This window comes from Yoonia sp., assembly GCF_042093035.1.
GTDB lineage: Bacteria > Pseudomonadota > Alphaproteobacteria > Rhodobacterales > Rhodobacteraceae > Yoonia.
The window spans coordinates 1-17,943 of record NZ_JBELFI010000044.1 but is presented as its reverse complement, the minus strand read 5'-3'; the positions used below and the strand labels follow the sequence as shown (position 1 = coordinate 17,943).

Annotated in this window: 18 protein-coding genes; 3 read left to right on the top strand and 15 right to left on the bottom strand. The window is 57.1% G+C overall.

Annotated elements, in window-relative coordinates:
* Nucleotides 1-39 precede the first annotated feature (39 nt).
* On the top strand, nucleotides 40-525 hold the full coding sequence (locus ACFDSS_RS07715; RefSeq protein WP_375255185.1) for a hypothetical protein: 486 nt from the start codon (nucleotides 40-42) through the stop codon (nucleotides 523-525).
* 21 nt (nucleotides 526-546) lie between these two features.
* On the opposite strand, the gene ACFDSS_RS07710 is transcribed toward ACFDSS_RS07715, so the two are convergent.
* The 7 genes from ACFDSS_RS07710 to xylF form a co-directional block, all read right to left on the bottom strand.
* A complete protein-coding gene (locus tag ACFDSS_RS07710) occupies nucleotides 547-1,869 on the bottom strand; it encodes a hypothetical protein (RefSeq protein WP_375255184.1) in 1,323 nt (440 codons plus the stop codon).
* 321 nt (nucleotides 1,870-2,190) lie between these two features.
* On the bottom strand, nucleotides 2,191-2,490 hold the full coding sequence (locus ACFDSS_RS07705) for a hypothetical protein (protein WP_375255183.1): 300 nt from the start codon (nucleotides 2,488-2,490) through the stop codon (nucleotides 2,191-2,193).
* 436 nt (nucleotides 2,491-2,926) lie between these two features.
* Entirely contained in the window at nucleotides 2,927-4,231 is a 1,305-nt protein-coding gene (xylA, locus tag ACFDSS_RS07700; protein ID WP_375255182.1) for a xylose isomerase, read from the bottom strand.
* Complete coding sequence (gene xylB / locus ACFDSS_RS07695) at nucleotides 4,228-5,667, bottom strand: xylulokinase (RefSeq protein WP_375255181.1); 1,440 nt, start codon at nucleotides 5,665-5,667, stop codon at nucleotides 4,228-4,230. The genes xylA and xylB overlap by 4 nt, the downstream gene beginning before the upstream one ends.
* Nucleotides 5,667-6,416 (bottom strand): ATP-binding cassette domain-containing protein, encoded by a 750-nt coding sequence (locus tag ACFDSS_RS07690; RefSeq protein ID WP_375255180.1) that lies wholly within the window; start codon nucleotides 6,414-6,416, stop codon nucleotides 5,667-5,669. The genes xylB and ACFDSS_RS07690 overlap by 1 nt, the downstream gene beginning before the upstream one ends.
* Nucleotides 6,413-7,681 carry a sugar ABC transporter permease gene (locus ACFDSS_RS07685; RefSeq protein ID WP_375255179.1) on the bottom strand — a complete coding sequence of 423 codons (1,269 nt, stop codon included), beginning with the start codon at nucleotides 7,679-7,681 and terminating at the stop codon, nucleotides 6,413-6,415. The genes ACFDSS_RS07690 and ACFDSS_RS07685 overlap by 4 nt, the downstream gene beginning before the upstream one ends.
* Before the next feature lie 89 nt (nucleotides 7,682-7,770).
* On the bottom strand, nucleotides 7,771-8,799 hold the full coding sequence (gene xylF / locus ACFDSS_RS07680) for a D-xylose ABC transporter substrate-binding protein (RefSeq protein ID WP_375255178.1): 1,029 nt from the start codon (nucleotides 8,797-8,799) through the stop codon (nucleotides 7,771-7,773).
* 202 nt (nucleotides 8,800-9,001) lie between these two features.
* Here xylF and ACFDSS_RS07675 point away from each other — a divergent pair, with 202 nt between their 5' ends.
* Nucleotides 9,002-10,267, top strand: coding sequence for an ROK family protein (locus tag ACFDSS_RS07675; protein ID WP_375255177.1), 1,266 nt, complete (start codon nucleotides 9,002-9,004; stop codon nucleotides 10,265-10,267).
* Nucleotides 10,264-11,748, top strand: coding sequence for a CRTAC1 family protein (locus ACFDSS_RS07670; protein WP_375255176.1), 1,485 nt, complete (start codon nucleotides 10,264-10,266; stop codon nucleotides 11,746-11,748). The genes ACFDSS_RS07675 and ACFDSS_RS07670 overlap by 4 nt, the downstream gene beginning before the upstream one ends.
* A 36-nt stretch (nucleotides 11,749-11,784) precedes the next feature.
* Here ACFDSS_RS07670 and ACFDSS_RS07665 read toward each other — a convergent pair whose 3' ends face one another.
* From ACFDSS_RS07665 to ACFDSS_RS07630, 8 genes are all read right to left on the bottom strand, one after another.
* The gene (locus ACFDSS_RS07665; protein ID WP_375255175.1) at nucleotides 11,785-13,110 is read right to left on the bottom strand and encodes a cytochrome-c peroxidase; all 1,326 of its coding nucleotides are present in this window, start codon (nucleotides 13,108-13,110) and stop codon (nucleotides 11,785-11,787) included.
* 73 nt (nucleotides 13,111-13,183) lie between these two features.
* Nucleotides 13,184-13,795 carry an urease accessory protein UreG gene (ureG, locus tag ACFDSS_RS07660; RefSeq protein WP_375255174.1) on the bottom strand — a complete coding sequence of 204 codons (612 nt, stop codon included), beginning with the start codon at nucleotides 13,793-13,795 and terminating at the stop codon, nucleotides 13,184-13,186.
* The gene (locus tag ACFDSS_RS07655; RefSeq protein WP_375255173.1) at nucleotides 13,792-14,436 is read right to left on the bottom strand and encodes an urease accessory protein UreF; all 645 of its coding nucleotides are present in this window, start codon (nucleotides 14,434-14,436) and stop codon (nucleotides 13,792-13,794) included. Before ACFDSS_RS07655 ends, ureG begins: the two co-directional genes overlap by 4 nt.
* Nucleotides 14,426-14,893 carry an urease accessory protein UreE gene (locus ACFDSS_RS07650; RefSeq protein WP_375255172.1) on the bottom strand — a complete coding sequence of 156 codons (468 nt, stop codon included), beginning with the start codon at nucleotides 14,891-14,893 and terminating at the stop codon, nucleotides 14,426-14,428. Before ACFDSS_RS07650 ends, ACFDSS_RS07655 begins: the two co-directional genes overlap by 11 nt.
* Nucleotides 14,893-16,602 carry an urease subunit alpha gene (ureC, locus tag ACFDSS_RS07645; protein ID WP_375255171.1) on the bottom strand — a complete coding sequence of 570 codons (1,710 nt, stop codon included), beginning with the start codon at nucleotides 16,600-16,602 and terminating at the stop codon, nucleotides 14,893-14,895. Before ureC ends, ACFDSS_RS07650 begins: the two co-directional genes overlap by 1 nt.
* Nucleotide 16,603: 1 nt before the next feature.
* On the bottom strand, nucleotides 16,604-16,909 hold the full coding sequence (locus ACFDSS_RS07640) for an urease subunit beta (RefSeq protein ID WP_375255186.1): 306 nt from the start codon (nucleotides 16,907-16,909) through the stop codon (nucleotides 16,604-16,606).
* A 12-nt stretch (nucleotides 16,910-16,921) separates the two neighbouring features.
* Complete coding sequence (locus ACFDSS_RS07635) at nucleotides 16,922-17,224, bottom strand: urease subunit gamma (protein ID WP_375255170.1); 303 nt, start codon at nucleotides 17,222-17,224, stop codon at nucleotides 16,922-16,924.
* 3 nt (nucleotides 17,225-17,227) lie between these two features.
* On the bottom strand, nucleotides 17,228-17,943 hold a 716-nt coding region (locus tag ACFDSS_RS07630; RefSeq protein WP_375255169.1), incomplete at its 5' end, for an urease accessory protein UreD.

Here is a 17,943-nt window from a genome sequence, read left to right as displayed (position 1 = left end):
TAAATGAGGGAGCATCGGGGGCCAGGTCAGAGCCTATGCTTGGCAGCTGTGCTGGCAGATCAGAATGCAGGGACACTCACCACTTTTCATGCCGCTGCGGGGTCAGAACCTGATCCTGTTAAGGAACGCGCGGTCGCGCTTGGACTGGATAAGTGGATTTCTCCCATTCAATCCGGACGATCATACACCTGGGCGATGCAGCGTTTGCTCAATACAGGCGACAGACATTCCTTCGATGTCTGCGTTCTGAATGGAAACAAGACATGGGACGCGGGCGGTCTCGGAGCGGTGATGGCGGACATGATGCTGCGCCCGGGCGGGTTGATGATATTGTGTGGAATCAACTGGTCTATGGCGGGGTCTCCCTACTTTCAAAGCAGACCACAAATTACGCAAAAATATGCGCCGGACGAGCTGAGGGCTTTTCCAGTTCAGCTCGTCATGGACCAACTATTACCACATCTGGGTTATGAGATTCTCGACACGCCAACGGCCCGTTCATTCGGGTTTGCTAGAAAACTCTGACGCTCCGGTATCTGTTGATTGCTATTCACGCGCGTCCGCTAGCTCTCTAATGATGTCCATTGAGGCGGTATATGTTAATGGACCATGCACGCAATTGTCAGCGATGCCCTGATCTTCACAAAATCGCATCGTGGCTCTCAGGCTGCGCGTGTTAAATACGCCATTCGCAGTGCCATTGAAGTAACCAAGCTCTTCGAGCTCTTTTTGAAGCAAGAACACAAACGCCGTTCTTTCTGTGGCCCGAATAGCGCGCGCCGCAGATTGAAACTCTGCGCCTTCAAGCGTGCTGACGATTTCATAGGTGGCTTGGCGTGACTGTGGGTGACGCTCCGGATCGTAAACGCTGTAGAACAACTCGCGCATCCGCGACTTTCCAAGCTGGTCGCCAAAATCGGCAACAATTTCTGCATGACGCGCACGCGACTGCGGGATACGCCAATGCAGTACCCGATATGCGCGCGCCAATGCAATCGTCGCCCTCTCGTCGCCGGCCCGCATTTTTTCGTCGAGCATTGCAAGCACAGCTTCCAGGTCAAGCGTGTTGATCCGACGCGATCTCCGCTCCCACAGTATCAGCGCTTCTGCGGCAGCATCCACATCGCCGTTTTCCGCCTTGCTTTCCAGAATCCTTGCTGCTGAGGCGCGGTCTGACAACGGGCCGAACTCCTCCAGGAAATTTCGGCGCGCAAACATCGCCTCAGCGCCGCTTATCTCAGACGCAATTGCCATTTGATAGGCTTCAATCGACTCTGCGTAACGTCCTTCTCCCAAGTGCAGATTTGCCAGCATGAGCCATGCATAATCAAACCCGTTCTCGGCAGCCGCGCGATAATAATCAGCGGCTGCAGCTAAATCAGGCTCCGCAAAAGTGCCATCCCGCGCGAAATCGCCAAGCTGTCGCAAGGATTGACCATGTCCGTCTTCCGCCAAGTCTTCATAGATTGCCCTCGCCCTTTCGAGCTGAACCGAGGTCCCGGTCCCCGTTTGATAGGCCCGCGCGAGTACATAGCGCGCGAATGCGCTGTCTGAGCTCTGCGTGAATTCTTCAAGCTGTCGCACACCCAGCGCCGGATCAGAAAGCGAACCGAATTGGCCGCGAACATGCGCGATGGCAAGTCTCATGCGTGCCAGATTATTTCCAGCGTCCCGACCGGCCTCAAGCGCGGCCTTTGCCTCAATCAACCTATCTTGTGATAGCAAAATCAGCGCCACACGCTCATAGGATTGCGCCCGGCCAGATTGGGCAAGCTGCGAATGTAATTCCAGTGCCTGGTCAATATCAGCTTCGACACCGCGCCCAAGCCTCAGCGCTTCAGCATATTGATAGAGCTCGTTGCTTGTCATCTGCGATGTATCGGTAGAGATACTCGTCTGCGCAAAAGAAGCAGGCGCAGCCAATGACAATATGATTGCGGTCAACAACGGATAGGTAAAGCGAAAACAATGCATCTAATTCCCTCAACAAACAAACTACGCAAAACTAACAACAAGATTCTGATGCGATCACGATGAAATTATAGCACAAATTCAGTAGGTTTCACCAGTAAACTTGGCTTTACCAAAAGCATCAGGCACCGAACTCCCGAAAAGAAGTCCGGTGCCTGCAATGGAAGCTTACCGTATCCACCCCTATCTGTGGGGTAGCCATGGTGTCACTCTAAGCGCTTAAAGCGTTTGCAAGACAGCCTGCAGGTCTGTCGAACCGGTACCTGAGCTTACCAAGCAGGTCAGTTGTTGCTCTGGCAGCGTCAACAGGACAGTCCATGTTTCTGCTTCAGGTTTTGCGAAAACCTCAAGAATATTGATTGACGGGCTCATCGCATTTGCGATTGGCAGTTCGCCGAAGCGTGTTTCAAGGCGATCCACGACAGCTGCACGATTTGCACATGTCGCAGCGGAGGCCATAGTTGCGACGGACATGCTTGCAACGATAAGGCCAATAACAAAGGTTGTTCCAAATTTCATTTGTCAGTTCCTAACTCGGTCGGTTTAGGCCTGCACTTTTTAGAGTGTGAGCGCGGGCGGTAATTTCTTGACAGCCTTTCGGCCGGGACAAGGTCATTTATCGACTGAGATTGGGACGCGACGAGGGAGCGCTAGGGGCCATTTCGGATCAACAATATGGCGAAACATTGTCGCTTTTCACTCAAACACCGTAATTAAACGGAAAACCCGGGATTGTTGAATGAGGTATTTCAAAATGGAAATATGCATTGGTCTGCCGAGTTTCACACAAAAACCCGCGAAGGAATCATCTGATTCGACTGCTTTGAGACTCACAATACCTCTCAACTGGCCGCAATCTGGTGCAGAAACCACAGCCAATCTCCGAGAATGTGATAAAATTAGGCGTCTGGCACTGCGCCTGATGTGCCATGTCATACCTCTAGACGGTATGCGCCTACGACAGGTAGCGGTTCACCAGATTTTCCAAACGCTCCTGCCGCCCGGAACGCGGGTCGGGGTTGATATCTTGCGCAACGACCTTGTCAAAGATCGCGCCGAGGTCTGAATTGAGCAACGCAGCCCCGTCCGGCGCGGCCCAGCCCGCATAGCGCGCATCACGCGCCGCTTCGAGCTTGCCATCTTCCAGCATCGCCGCTGCCGCCTTCAAACCCGCCGCACAAGCGTCCATTCCGCCGACATGCGCCAGGATAAGGTCTTCGGGGTCCAAAGACTGCCGCCGCAGCTTGGCGTCAAAGTTTGTCCCGCCCGTTGTGAAACCACCAGCGCGCAAGACTTCATAATAGGCCAAGGCCATTTCCGGCACATTGTTGGGGAATTGGTCCGTGTCCCAACCGGATTGATAGTCATTGCGGTTCATGTCGATCGAGCCAAATATCCCCAGCTCCCGCGCGACGGCCAGTTCATGTTCAAAGGAATGTCCCGCAAGGATCGCGTGGCCCTGCTCGATATTCATCTTTACTTCACCCTCAAGCCCGAAGTCCTTGAGGAAACCGTAGACCGTCGCCACATCATAGTCATACTGATGCTTGGTGGGTTCTTGCGGCTTGGGTTCTATCAGGATCGCCCCTTTGAAGCCGATCTTATGCTTGTAATCGACAACCATCTGCAGCATCCGACCGGCCTGCTGGCGCTCACGCCCCATGTCGGTGTTCAAAAGCGTCTCATAGCCTTCACGACCGCCCCACAGCACGTAATTCTCTCCGCCAAGCTTCATGGTGGCATCCATGCAGGTCTTTATGGTGGCGGCAGAATAGGCGAACACATCGGGGTCAGGGTTGGTTGCAGCACCGCCCATAAAGCGACGGTTTGAGAACAGGTTCGCGGTGCCCCAGAGCAGTTTGACACCCGTCGCCTCCATCTTCTGTGCGAAGTAGTCGACGATTGTTTCGAGGTTCTTGGTGCTTTCAGCAAAATGCGCCCCCTCAGGTCGCACATCTGCATCATGAAAACAGAAGTATGGCACACCGAGGATCTGGAACATCTCAAACGCCACATCCGCTTTCATGCGCGCGGCATCCATCGTGTCGCCAAACCATGGACGTTCAAAAGTCTGCCCTCCGAACGGGTCCCCGCCGGGCCATGCGAAGGAATGCCAATAGGCGGCGGCAAACCGCAGATGGTCCTTCATTGGCTTGCCCATGACCATTTCATCAGGGTTGTAGTGGCGGAACGCATAGTCGTCGTCGCTTTGCGGTCCTTTATAGGAAATGGCAGGGATGTCTTTGAAAAAGTCGGTCATGTCAGTCCTTTCAACGCGACATAGCTGTCGCGGTAGCGCGCGTGTGCCTGAGCGAATGAGGCAGTCAGGCTTGGGTCCGGCACAATGGTGCGTGCGATGTCCGGGCGGGTGGCAATCTCTGCGCCTGCCCCGGTTGCGGCCATCATGCCGAGGCGTGCTGCGCCGAATGCGCCGCCAAAGTCACCCGATACGGGTAAGTCGATGGCAATGTCGAGTGACGTGGCAATCGCCTGCACCCAATAGTCAGATTTCGATCCACCACCGACGGCGATCAATCGGTCAATCTTGGTGCCCGTCGCCGAAAGCGCATCAAAGCTGTCGCGTATGGCATGGGTCACCCCTTCCAAGACAACACGCGTCATGGAGACCGTGTCGAGGCTGTGGTCGAGATGAAGAAATGCCGCACGAATATTGGCATCATTATGTGGTGTGCGCTCGCCGCCAAGATAGGGCAAGAACAAAGGGCGCGCGGGTGCTTGCAACGGTCCCAGAGCGTGCGTCAATTCAGCAGGAGGCCGCCCGGTGACACCTGCAAACCAGTTCAAGGCATCAGCGGCGGCAAGGATAACGCCCATCTGATGCCATGTATTCGGCAGCGCGTGGCAAAAGCTATGGACCGCCGTCGCAGCATCTGGATGATAGGCATCTGAGGCCGCAAAAAGCACGCCAGACGTTCCCAGCGATACAAAGGCATCGCCGGCTTGCACAACGCCGACGCCGACGGCGCTGGCCGCGTTGTCACCGCCACCACCTGCGACCACGACACCTTTGGGCAATCCCCAACGGGCAGCAAGCGTGTCGCGCAAGACGCCGGAGACATCAGACCCTTCAACCAAACGCGGCATCTGTGCGCGGGTCATTTGTGTCGCAGCGAGCAGGTCATCCGACCAATCGCGCTTGCCCACATCAAGCCAGCTTGTTCCGGCAGCATCTGACATCTCAGCAACGGCTTCACCGGTCAGCCAAAGCCGCACATAATCCTTGGGCAACAAGACACGCGCAAGTCTAGCGAAGAAATCCGGCTCATGTTTCGCTACCCATGCAAGCTTTGGCGCAGTAAAGCCTGGAAAGACAATGTTGCCTGTCAGCGCGCGAAATTGGGGGTCAGCGTCCAGCCCGGCGGCTTCATCAACTGATCGCGTATCATTCCAGAGGATACACGGGCGCAGAACGGTGTCTGACGCATCAAGCAGTGTCGCGCCATGCATTTGCCCCGACAAGCCAATGCCCTGAACCGCGTCGAGCGATCGCTGCGCGCCCAGTGCCTGCATCACCTGATCGGCTGCTTCCAGCCAATCAGCAGGGTCTTGTTCTGACCAACCTGACTGTGGACGACTGGCGGTCAGGGGCGCAGTGGCCTCCGCCAAAATTGCCTGCGCCCCGTCAATGAGTACAGCCTTGAGACCGGATGTCCCCAGATCAAGGCCGATGAACATTAAGCAGCCTGTTTGGGGTTCTTGCCCATGATAATCATCGACAGGATGTCATCTTCTGTGACGTCCTCAACACGCTCTGTACCGATCAGCTGACCGTTCTTCATCACCGATACGCGGTCGCAAAGGTCCATCATTTCGCGCGTGTCGTGGCTAATCAGGAAGATGCCAAGGCCCTGGGCCTTCAGCTCCTTAATCAGATCTGCAACCATCGCCGTTTCATGCACACCCAATGCCGCTGTGGGTTCGTCCATAATCAGGATACGCGCGTTAAAATACACGGCGCGCGCAATCGCCACGGACTGGCGCTGACCACCTGAGAGTGAACGCACAGGCTCAGAGAAGCGCTGAAAGTTCGGGTTCAGGCGCGCCATGATCTTGCGCGATTCCGCCTCCATCGCGGTATCATCCAGCAAACCAAACTTGGTCGTGATCTCACGCCCAAGAAACAGGTTCGACGCGGCATCAAGGTTATCCGACAGCGCGAGCGTCTGGTAGATCGTCTCAATGTTGTGTTCGCGGGCATCAATGGGGCTGTGGATTTCAACCTTCTTGCCATCGACATAGATCTCGCCTGCGTCTTTCTTATATGCACCCGACAGGATTTTAATCAGGGTCGACTTGCCAGCACCGTTGTGGCCCAGAAGGCCCACAACTTCACCAGGCATCACGTCAATAGAGACATCATCAACCGCTTTGATCCCGCCAAAGTGGATCGAGATATTGCGCATTTCCAACAAAGGCGTACTCATATCGTATCTCCTGTTTTGCGACGGTAAACGATGTCGATCCAGACAGCGAGGATCAGCACGCCACCCACGATCATGTTTTGCAGGGGGCTATCAACGCCCACCATGCCCATGCCAGAGACGAGCGCCTGCATAATCAAGGCACCCAAGATGGCCCCATAGATTGTACCGACACCACCCGCCAATGCAGTGCCGCCAATCACGGCAGCCGCAATTACGCGCAATTCGTCAAGCTCGCCCAGTGAAGAGCCCGCAGAGCCCAGCCGTGCTGATGCGATCACCGCGGCAATCGCTGTCAATGCGCCCATCAGAGCAAAGACCTTGACGGTCAGCAAGCGCGTGTTGATGCCCGAAAGCTCTGCTGCGTCAGGATTACCACCCATTGCAAAGACGTAACGGCCAAAACGCGTTTTCTTTGCAACCAGCGTCATGCCGATTGTCACAGCCAGCACGATCAGAACCGAAATCGGGAAGCCGTATGCTTCGGTGTAGCCTTCCGGCATGACCAGCCCATCAGCGGCAAAGCGGCGCTCCAGAATGCGCGTCGGGACAAGGTAGGCGTTCAAGATCGCGGTAACGCCGGTGATCGCGCCCACAAGGATCGCACCCAGCGCATATTCGGCCCATAGCGGTTTTACCGCAAAGTCGTGGCTGATGTGCTTGCGCCGTGTATTGATGAGGAAAAGAACCGCCAGAACCGACCCGACTATCGCCAGCGCCCAACTTGCCGCTACACCGATGGTACCAGAGGCCCCGCCAAGCATCACGAAATTCGGATCAAGGGGCGAAATCGTCGTGCCTTTGGACACCCACCAAGCGCCGCCGCGCCAAATCAGCAATCCACCCAAGGTGACAATAAATGACGGGATCGCCAGATAGCCGATTAACCAGCCCTGGAAACCGCCAATCGCAGCACCAAGCAGCAGGCCAACGGTCACCGTGATGATCCAGATCGACGGGCTTCCGAAGCCCACAAAATCTGGCAGGATTTGCACCTGAATAACGCCCATCAGCATCCCGATGATGCCAAGCATGGAGCCGATTGACAGGTCAATGTTCCGGGTCACGATCACAAAGACCATACCGGTTGCCATCACCGCGACCGAAGCAGTCTGCAATGTCAGTGTGAATAGGTTACGCGGGGTCAGGAATGTGCCCCCGGTTGCGACGTGAAACACCAAAGAGATAGCGACGAAGGCACCAATCATGCCTAGCAAACGCGTGTCGATCTGCAATGTTTTGATAAAACTCCCGAGCCCGTTGGACATAGGTTCCCTCCCCTTCAACCCATGGCTGGGTTGATTACAAAGTAGCCTCACCCGTTACGACGGATGAGGCCCTTTTCATTGCCGTCAGATTATTCGCAAACAGCGAGACCGGAGACACCCTGGCAAAGGACGTCTTTCTCGATCCAGCCAGCTTCCAGCACGAGGTTCAGGTTGTCCTGCGTGATTGGCTGAGGTGCCAACAACATGGATGTCACTGTTACGCCACCAGGTGAGGTGAAGTCCATCGCACCATCAACGTCGGACAGCATTGCGCCACCGGCCAATGCAACAGCGATTTCGCCCGCATTACGGCCCAGTTCACGGCTGTCTTTCCAGACGGACACTGTCTGGGTGCCAAGTGCAACACGGTTCAGCGCAGCGTGGTCGCCGTCCTGACCGGATACCGGCAGGCCGTCCATGCCCTGTGCGGCCAGGGCCGCAACAACACCACCAGCAGTACCGTCGTTGGATGCAACAACCGCATCAACTTCGTTGTTGGTCTGTGTCAGGATCTGCTCCATGTTGCGCTGCGCATTTGATGGCTGCCAGCCATCTGTGTAGGCCTCACCCACAACAGTGATTGCACCGCTGTCGATTGCCGCCTGAAGCACCTCTTGCTGACCGCCACGCAGGAAGTCAGAGTTCGGATCAGTCGGTGAACCTTTGATGAAAACGTAGTTGCCGGACGGCTGCACGTCAAAAACAGCCTGCGCCTGCATACGACCGACCTCGACGTTGTCGAATGTCAGGTAGAATGCGCGTGGATCTTCGATCAAACGGTCGTAACCGATGACAGGAATACCCGCAGCTTCGGCCGCATCAAGTGCCGGGCCGATGGAGCCGCCGTCTTGTGCAAGAATGATAAGCGCGTCAACGCCTTGTGTGATAAGGCTTTCAACGTCAGCCAACTGCTTTGTCGCAGAAGACTGCGCATCAGCGGACAGGTAGTGCGCGCCAGCCGCGTCCAAAGCACCCAACATGGCCGCCTCGTCGGTCTTCCAACGCTCTTCCTGGAAATCCGACCAGCTTACACCGACCGTAACACTGTTTCCGTCGGCAATTGCGGCTGAGCTAAAGCCAGTGACCGCAACTGCTGCGGCGATAATATACTTATTCATGTGGTTCCTCCCTTAACATGATTAGCCCGCCTCCCAGCAGGGCCCGAGTTCTTCGACTCGCCATCATCTTGCACCATTTAATTCATTTTGCAAAATAAAAAATGATTGACGGGGGCAAAAAATTAAAAGAACCTCCCATTATCGGTGATGGAGCAACCCGGAACCGGTGCCGGGGAGGGCCCTACTGGGGTAATAAGTTTACATGATAAATTATATCGCAGAGATCGGGGAATCGTCAGGCTGCGGTCCATTACTTCAGCATGACCGTCCCAATGCAACGCCTCTGCGTCAACAGATATTCGAGCGGGTCCGCGCGGCTGGGCAGACGGCCCGCGCAGACATCACCCGGTCACTCAACATTAGCGCAGGCAGTGCGACGACGCAAACGGCAGACCTGATCGCATCCGGTATCTTGCGCGAAGTGGATACCCCTGCCCGCGAAGACTACGGGCGCGGCAGACCACCCGTCGCCCTGGAGGTCGTCCCACAGGCCGCCTATGTCATTGGAATTAAATTGGCTTTTCAACGGCATTCGGCTGTTTTGTCTGATTTTGCGGGCAATGTCGTGGCACAGGAAATGCTGCCGGTCCCCGATGCACGACGCTCTACCGCGCAACTGCTGAGCGAGATTGCGGTATTGATCGAAGCGCTCATGCAAACCGCCGAAATTCCGATCGCGAAGGTCAAGGCTGTCGGAATCGGACTGCCCGGTATCGTCGATCAGCAATGCAATGCGATCATTTGGTCCTCGCTGCTCAAAGACACCAATGTTTCACTACATGCAGGATTTGCTGCGCGGTTTGATATGCCGCTTTTTCTGGATAATGACACCAATATGCTAACGCTCTCAGAGCTGTGGTTCGGCGTTGGGCGCGATAAAACCGATTTTGCAGTAGTCACCATCGAAAACGGCGTCGGAATGGGCCTTGTCGTTGATAATGCGCTCTATCGCGGCACCCATGGCGTCGGGTTGGAACTGGGGCACACGAAGGTGCAACTGGACGGTGCATTGTGTCGATGTGGCCAGCGCGGGTGCCTGGAGGCGTATCTTGGCGACTACGCTCTCGCGCGGGAAGCGGCAATTGCGCTGGACACCCAAGAGGCATCACCGCCCGACCCCAAAGACCTGCTGAAACAGCTCTTCAGAAGCGCCAAATCGGGTGATGTCGCAGCCGAAACAATCTATCACCGTGCGGGGCGGTATCTGGCGGTCGGCCTCTCAAATGTTGTCCAACTCTTTGATCCGCCGCTTATCATTCTTTCCAGCGCACAGATGCAGGACGACTTTCTTTTCACGCGGGAAGTCTTTGAACAGATGCAGGACCTGACCCTCGCCAACGGACGCAAACCATGCGAATTGGTTGTGCATCCATGGGATGATTTCGTCTGGGCGCGTGGCGCAACGGCCATCTGCCTTGCAGCGGTGACGGACACTCTGGTCGGCGGCATAAAGGTCTCAAACCCTTGAAAAATCTCACGCCCATTCTCTGCCTCATCGCCACTTCGACGGTGGCAGAGCCGCGCTTTGAAGACCTCTCTGACAGATTGCCACCGCATGTCTACGGTGGCGGATGGGAGCATTTTGTCGGTGGGGGTATCGCCGTTCTGGATTGTAACGCTGACAGCCTGCCCGATATTTTCGTTGCTGGTGGCGGCAATCCTGCTTTGCTGATCCGAAATGACGGCGCCTTCCAATTCACCGCCATTGACGTACCCGAACTGACCGGCGTCACTGGCGCCTATCCGATTGATATCGACGGGGATGCGGTGCTTGATCTCTTTGTGCTGCGTGTGGGTGCAAACAAGATCCTGCAAGGCCAGGGTGATTGCGTCTTTGCCGACACATCAGAGAGAACGGGCCTGCCCGTCGATGACAATTGGAGTACGGCCTTCACCGCATGGTGGGAATCCGGTGCAACCCGTCCAACCCTGGCAATTGGCAATTATGTGGACCGCTCGAACCCCGACGGGCCGTTTGAAGCCTGCGACGACAATTATATCCTGCGCCCCGATGAGACGGGGTATCGCGCACAAAAGCTCACTCCGGGGTTCTGTCCACTCTCGATCCTGGCGGCCAACGATGCGCGCGGGCGACTGACGCTGCGGTTGTCGAACGACAGGCACTACTATGTTTCTGGCGGATATGAGCAGATGTGGGACATTGCGGAGGCACGTTTTCTGGGGCCGGAGGACGGTTGGAACAATGTCTCGCTCTGGGGGATGGGGATTGCCAGCCGCGACCTGAACGCGGATGGGCGCGATGAGGTGATGCTGACCTCAATGGGCGACCAGCTTTTGCAATTGGCGCAGGAGGACGGCACCTACCGCGCGGCGCCATTCACAATTGGAACCTATTCGCAAAGACCCCATGTGGGCGACGACGGGCGTCCTTCGACGGGATGGCACGCCGAATTCGGGGACATCAACAACGACAGCCGCGCGGACCTTTTCATCGCGAAAGGCAATGTTGACCAGATGCCGGGCATGGCGATGGAAGACCCCAATAACCTGCTGATGCAAAATGCAGACGGCACTTTCACAGAAACAGCCGCCACCGCAGGGGTCGCAACGACTGAGCGGTCGCGTGGCGCCGCACTGGTCGATTTTGATGGCGACGGGCGCCAGGATTTGATTGTCTCAAACCGGCGCGCACCGCTTGAGCTTTACCGAAATGTCACCGCGCAAACCGGGGGCTGGATAAACGTGGACCTGCGGCAGGATGGTGCAAACCCTTTCGCGATTGGCGCAATCATCATCGTCAAAACGCAAGAGACCACGCAGATACTCCAGCACGTCATCGGCGGCGGACATGCAGGCGGACAGATGGTCGGACGGCATGTCGGACTGGGCGACGCCACGCAAGCGCTGGTCACGGTTTCATGGCCGGATGGCTCTGAAAGCGAACATGCTGTTCTCGCCGGGCAGGCCGTGACGCTCAAGAAACCCTAGCAGAAAACTGCGGTACAGCACTGTCGCTGCCGGTTCCTATTTATTCACCGTCGGGACTTCCAAGCCGCTTGGCACCGTCTCCGGCACGCCCAGCCGCCCTGAAATCGACACCGGATCGGTCAGCGTTTCAAGGAACGCGACAAGATTTTCGATGTCTTGTGATTGCAACGTCACGGGCACTGTCGTCACAGCAGCCGCGATCGCCGCAACTTGAGCCGGATCATCCATGACCTCAAAATCCTTGGCCGCGAACGCGGGCAAGATGGCCTGTGTGCGGTCATATGTGGCAAGGCTTTCGCCGGGCCGCGCGTGATCGGCGACAAACTGCGCCAGATCACGATGCCCGCCCGCATGTCCGTAGGGCGCTGTCAGGGCCACATTGCGCAAGGAAGGCGTGCGAAAGGCATAGCGGTCTTCCCCACGACCCGTCACACGGAAACGCCCGTCATCGCGGGTATGGGTCTCAAACGTAGCCGCCTTTCCGGGGCCAAGCTGCGGTGCGCCCATCGCATAGAATTTCTGATCCGTGAGAAGCGGTCCGGAATGGCAGGCGGCGCAGCCTGCCGCACCATAAAAAAGCTCCATGCCGGCTTTTGCGGGGCCTTCAAGCGTGGCTTCGCCAGCCAGAACTGCGTCAAAGGGCGCGCTGTCACTGCGCCATTCCATCGCAACGAATGCAGCAATCGCGTTCGAGATATCGGTAAAAGCAATGTCATCTGGGCCTGTGATGTGCGGATAGACATCCACAAAGGCATCCGCATATTCAGGCAGTGCTGCCACACGGTGCGACAGTACATCCCATGCGCCGCCCTCTCCCGTGATGATCCCCTGACGGACCAGCTTTGCCACATCATTTTCACTATAGGAGCCGGCCATCTCATCCCGGCTCAGCACCGGAAACATCGTTTGCGCAGACAGCAGCGAATTAAAACCTGTCATCATCTCTTCGCCCAAGGGCGTCCGAATGCCGCTTGGCTGGCTGGGGTCCAGCTCCAGACGGCCATCATGGAACATCACCGTGAAGCCACGTGCGCCGACATTGAACAATGCGGGCGAATTCCGCGGGATACGCTTTTCAGGCATGTTATCGGGATCCGCATATCGACCCGGTCCAAAGCCGATACCTCCGTCGCCGAAAGAAAGAGAGAGCCCGTCAGAAGTGCCAAGATCGGGTTGGTGGCAAGTCGCACATGCGATTTGGCGATTGCCCGACAGGATCGGATCATAGAATAAAAGCTGGCCCAGCCGCGCCTCTTTCATATCAACGTCGAAGTAATCCGCGTCCGTCAAAGGCGCGGGCAGGACTTGTGCGATTGCCCCCGTGGACAGCAAACAGGCAAGGGAAACGTGAAGCATTTTCATGCTGCCAGCGTAGTGCCTTCGCCCGGTATTGTCATGGAAATGATGCGCGCCGCGCGCGACATTCTGCGCTCGGTCAAATCCCACCGATCCGGCGCAGCAGGGCAAGGACCTCATCGGCACCCCTGCCATCTTTCAAAGAGGTGAACACGAAGGGTTTGCCCGCCCGCATCCGCGTGGCGTCCCGTTGCATCACCTCCAACGAAGCGCCGACATGCGGGGCCAGATCTGTCTTGTTGATGACCAGCACATCCGACTTTGTGATCGCAGGTCCGCCCTTGCGCGGGATTTCCTCGCCTGCGGCCACGTCGATCACATAAAGCGTCATATCTGCCAGCTCAGGGCTGAAAGTGGCAGACAGATTGTCGCCGCCGGATTCGATCAATACCACTTCAACATCCGGATGTCGTTTCTGCATCAGGGCGACCGCCGCGAGGTTTATACTGGCGTCTTCGCGGATGGCTGTATGTGGGCAACCCCCTGTTTCCACGCCAATAATTCTGTCTGCCGGCAGTATTTGCATACGCGTCAGCGCCTCTGCGTCCTCTTGAGTATAGATGTCGTTGGTAATCACCCCGATTGAAATCTCAGGGTGCAAAAGCTGTGCCAGACGCGCCGTCAGGGTGGTTTTGCCAGCACCTACCGGGCCGCCGATGCCGACGCGCAGGGGGCCGTTCAATTGGGTCATGACTGGAAAAGCCTTGGTTGCTGGACCTCATGGCGCATCGCCGCGATGTCAGACAGGAAAGTGTTGGAGTAGAGATCATCCAAAACAGAGGCCAGCGCCTTCGCAGCCGTCACCTCACACAAAGGAGCGAGGTCTTGGATCACCTGTTGCCCTGCTGTCTGGCCCAGCGGCATCAGGCGGACACAGGCCATCACGATATTGCTGACAAAGGCCTGTAGATAGAGCGCAAGGGTCAGATCACGCGGCAGTTCTGATTGCTTTGCAGCCCAGCCGACAGCGACCGGAAAGACAACATCGGGGAGCACCATTTCAGAAGTTCCCTGCACCGTGCGCGCAAAGGCGGCCCCTTGGTTCACATTTTCGCGCAACCGTTCGGCGCTGGCGGCAAAGGCCCGACCGGTGACATCAACGGACTGCAAATCTTTGCGATCTTGCGCCAGAAACGCCGCATTCAGAAGCACCGCATCTGACCAGCCGGACCCATCTGTCAGCACATCGGCCAACCAGTCCTTCAAGGACGCGGCATCGCTGACCCAGCCAGCCGCCAAGGCGGCTTCGAGCCCGTGCGAAAAGGCAAAACTGCCCAACGGATAAGACGGTGACAGCCATTGGCTGAGCGTCAGGATTGCCTTAGTGGGCATGGGCGGTGGCCCCATGTTCGTGACTATGTGTGCGACCGTGACCATAGGCGCCACCTTCGGGGGTAAAAGGTTCAAGCACCTCTTTTACCGATGCACCTAGATGTTCCAACATATGCCCGATCACCGGATCGTTCTGTATCAACAGCCGCCCGTCCTCGATCTGACAAGGCGTATGCCGGTTTCCGATATGCCAGGCCAGTTGCACCAGATCGCCTGTAATCTGCAAGAGCGGCTCCTTTGCGGCGATGATTTCAACGAAACGCCCATCGGCCAGCACAAACGCATCCCCGTGATCCAGCGATGTGGTATGGGCCAGATCGACTAGAATACGCTTTTGACGCGCCGTCGTCAGCACCTTGCGGCGCAAGAACCTCTCTTCATAGGTCAACACGCATGTTTCGATTGCGTCAGCCCAAGTGCCCGCTTTCGCAATGCTTTGTGTGGTGTAATCTGCCATCAGAACATGAAATACCGCTGGGCCATCGGCAATTCCGTGGCCGGTTCACAGGTCAGCAATTCGCCATCGGCGCGCACCTCATAGGTTTCCGGGTTTACTTCGACTTGAGGGAGGGCCGTGTTCAGCAACAGGTCTTTCTTGCCGATGTTGCGTGTATTTTCGACTGCAACAGTTTGCTTGGAAAGTCCCAGCACGTCGCGGATGCCATTTGCCTGCGCTGCGGCGCTGACGAAGGTGACGGCATTATGGCTGACGGCGCCCCCCATGGCGCCGAACATGGGCCGCGTATATACCGGTTGCGGCGTCGGGATCGAAGCATTCGGGTCGCCCATTTGCGCACAGACAATCATACCGCCCATCAAAATCATTTCAGGCTTCACGCCAAAGAATGCCGGATCCCAAAGCACCAGATCAGCGCGCTTGCCCTCGGTCACGGAGCCGATCTCTTTGCTGATCCCATGCGCGATTGCGGGGTTGATCGTGTATTTCGCGATATAACGACGGACACGGAAGTTATCGTTCTCACCGGTTTCCTCAGACAGTCGCCCGCGTTGCTTTTTCATCTTGTCCGCGGTTTGCCATGTGCGGATCAAAACCTCACCCACGCGCCCCATCGCTTGACTGTCGGACGCAATGATGGAGAACGCGCCCATATCGTGCAGGATATCCTCTGCCGCGATGGTCTCGCGGCGAATACGGCTTTCGGCAAAAGCCACGTCCTCTGGGATGGATTTGTCAAGGTGGTGGCAGACCATCAGCATATCGAGATGCTCTTCCAACGTGTTCACAGTAAAGGGTCGCGTTGGATTGGTTGATGATGGCAGGACGTTTTCATCGCCACAGATCTTGATGATATCCGGCGCATGCCCGCCCCCTGCCCCTTCGGTATGGAACGCATGGATCGTGCGCCCGGCGATAGCCGCGACGGTGTTTTCCACAAACCCGCTTTCGTTGAGCGTGTCCGTATGGATCATCACCTGCACATCCATGTCGTCGGCCACAGACAGGCAGCAATCAATGGCGGCGGGGGTTGTCCCCCAATCCTCGTGGAGTTTCAGCGCGCAAGCACCCGCATTAACCATCTCCACCAAAGCGGCAGGTTGCGAGGCATTGCCTTTGCCAGACAGCCCGATATTCATCGGCACCGCATCGACAGACTGCAGCATCCGCCCGATATGCCAAGGCCCGGGCGTACAAGTCGTGGCCAGCGTGCCGTGCGCGGGGCCTGTGCCACCACCAAGTTGCGTCGTGATGCCAGAATGCAGCGCGTCCTCCATCTGCTGTGGGCAGATAAAGTGGATGTGGCTGTCAAAACCGCCTGCTGTCAGGATGCGGCCTTCGCCGGCAATCGCCTCTGTGCCGGGGCCCACGATGATATCGACACCGGATTGTGTATCCGGGTTTCCCGCTTTGCCGATCTTGTGAATGCGGCCATCGCGCAGGCCGACGTCCGCCTTGTAAATGCCAGAGTGATCGACGATCAGCGCATTGGTAATGACCGTATCAACCGCACCATCGGCGCGTGTCACTTGAGATTGGCCCATGCCGTCGCGGATCACTTTGCCGCCGCCGAATTTGACCTCTTCTCCGTAGGTTGTCAGATCACGTTCAACCTCGATAATCAGGTCGGTGTCGGCAAGGCGGACGCGGTCGCCGGTGGTGGGGCCGAACATGGCGGCGTAGTCTTGGCGGGTGACGTGTGCGGGCATTTCAGAGATCCCCCATAACGGCAGCATTAAATCCAAAAATGCGACGGTCGCCTCCGAACGGAATAAGCGTCACCTCGCGGCGCTGCCCCGGTTCAAAGCGCACGGCGGTGCCTGCGGCGATGTTCAACCGATGCCCGCGTGCGGCAGCACGATCAAAATCAAGCGCGCTGTTGCTTTCGGCAAAATGATAATGGCTGCCGATCTGCACTGGGCGGTCGCCGGTATTGGCGACCATGAGCGTGATTTCGGTGGCACCTGCGTTGATGGTCAGGCTGCCCTCTTTGGGCATGATTTCTCCGGGGATCATAGACATGCCCTCCTAGCGGATCGGATTGTGGACGGTGACCAGTTTGGTCCCATCGGGAAAGGTGGCTTCGACCTGCACTTCGTGGATCATCTCCGGAATGCCTTCCATGCATTGATCGCGGGTGATGACTTGCGCGCCCGCCATCATCATATCCGCGACCGACCGCCCATCGCGTGCGCCTTCAACGACGGCATCGGTTATCAGCGCAATCGCCTCCGGGTGGTTCAGCCTAACGCCCCGCGCAAGCCGTTTTCGCGCCACCTCTGCGGCCATGGCCACCAGCAATTTGTCTTTTTCACGGGGGGTGAGTTGCATGGGTCAAAGTCTCCAGGTTTTGGGAACGGTCGTCCCAGAAAGCAGTTCAATAATGGGCATCAGGCTGCGGCGCAGCAGGTAGCTATCTTGGGCCATGATGCGAATGGCGAGCAGGTTTTCAGCCAAAAGCGTGGCACCCCCCGTTATCGGCAAATGGGCGCGCACCGCGCTGAGGCGGGCCTGAGCCAGAGGATGCGCATAGACCACGCTCACCATAGCGGACATGCCTTGTCCGACGGCGTTTCTTGCCAACTGGTCCACGATATGTCCAGTCATTTGCACACCATCACTGTAAATCGGCGCCCCCCCACGGGAGATCGCAATGCGGTCACGGAATGCGGCGTCGGTCAGGGTTTCACCCATCGCTGTGCGGCCAAACACAACAGGTTCGACAATGAGGGCCCGGGCACCAACGGCCAGATCGACCTTCAGCTTGCGGGAAAGATTGCAGCCATCAAAAAGAATGATTTCTTGCGGCAGCCAGCAGAGTGTCGCGTCTTCCCCCACAGAAATCCGCGTCGTAATCCGCCCGGTCTGATCGGGTTGTGCCCGATAGGCGCGCTCTGCCGCCTGTGTCGTCAGGGTCATCGCGCTGCCCGCACCTACCGATCCGGCCATGTCGATCCTGTCGCCGCCCGTCACGCCACCAGAGGTATTAATCAAAACCGCATCAAGTGCGTTACCCCCAGCCTGCGGGAAAAGCAGACGCAGGCATCCAG

Excerpts from the sequence above, each read along its gene's own strand:
- ureG (WP_375255174.1), bottom strand. The coding sequence starts at position 13,795 with ATGACCCAATTGAACGGCCCCCTGCGCGTCGGCATCGGCGGCCCGGTA.
- xylF (WP_375255178.1), bottom strand. The coding sequence starts at position 8,799 with ATGAATAAGTATATTATCGCCGCAGCAGTTGCGGTCACTGGCTTTAGC.
- ACFDSS_RS07650 (WP_375255172.1), bottom strand. The coding sequence starts at position 14,893 with ATGGCAGATTACACCACACAAAGCATTGCGAAAGCGGGCACTTGGGCT.
- ACFDSS_RS07655 (WP_375255173.1), bottom strand. The coding sequence starts at position 14,436 with ATGCCCACTAAGGCAATCCTGACGCTCAGCCAATGGCTGTCACCGTCT.
- ureC (WP_375255171.1), bottom strand. The coding sequence starts at position 16,602 with ATGCCCGCACACGTCACCCGCCAAGACTACGCCGCCATGTTCGGCCCC.
- ACFDSS_RS07635 (WP_375255170.1), bottom strand. The coding sequence starts at position 17,224 with ATGCAACTCACCCCCCGTGAAAAAGACAAATTGCTGGTGGCCATGGCC.
- ACFDSS_RS07710 (WP_375255184.1), bottom strand. The coding sequence starts at position 1,869 with ATGACAAGCAACGAGCTCTATCAATATGCTGAAGCGCTGAGGCTTGGG.
- ACFDSS_RS07665 (WP_375255175.1), bottom strand. The coding sequence starts at position 13,110 with ATGAAAATGCTTCACGTTTCCCTTGCCTGTTTGCTGTCCACGGGGGCA.
- ACFDSS_RS07685 (WP_375255179.1), bottom strand. The coding sequence starts at position 7,681 with ATGTCCAACGGGCTCGGGAGTTTTATCAAAACATTGCAGATCGACACG.
- xylA (WP_375255182.1), bottom strand. The coding sequence starts at position 4,231 with ATGACCGACTTTTTCAAAGACATCCCTGCCATTTCCTATAAAGGACCG.
- ACFDSS_RS07705 (WP_375255183.1), bottom strand. The coding sequence starts at position 2,490 with ATGAAATTTGGAACAACCTTTGTTATTGGCCTTATCGTTGCAAGCATG.
- ACFDSS_RS07675 (WP_375255177.1), top strand. The coding sequence starts at position 9,002 with ATGATAAATTATATCGCAGAGATCGGGGAATCGTCAGGCTGCGGTCCA.
- ACFDSS_RS07640 (WP_375255186.1), bottom strand. The coding sequence starts at position 16,909 with ATGATCCCCGGAGAAATCATGCCCAAAGAGGGCAGCCTGACCATCAAC.
- xylB (WP_375255181.1), bottom strand. The coding sequence starts at position 5,667 with ATGTTCATCGGCCTTGATCTGGGGACATCCGGTCTCAAGGCTGTACTC.
- ACFDSS_RS07690 (WP_375255180.1), bottom strand. The coding sequence starts at position 6,416 with ATGAGTACGCCTTTGTTGGAAATGCGCAATATCTCGATCCACTTTGGC.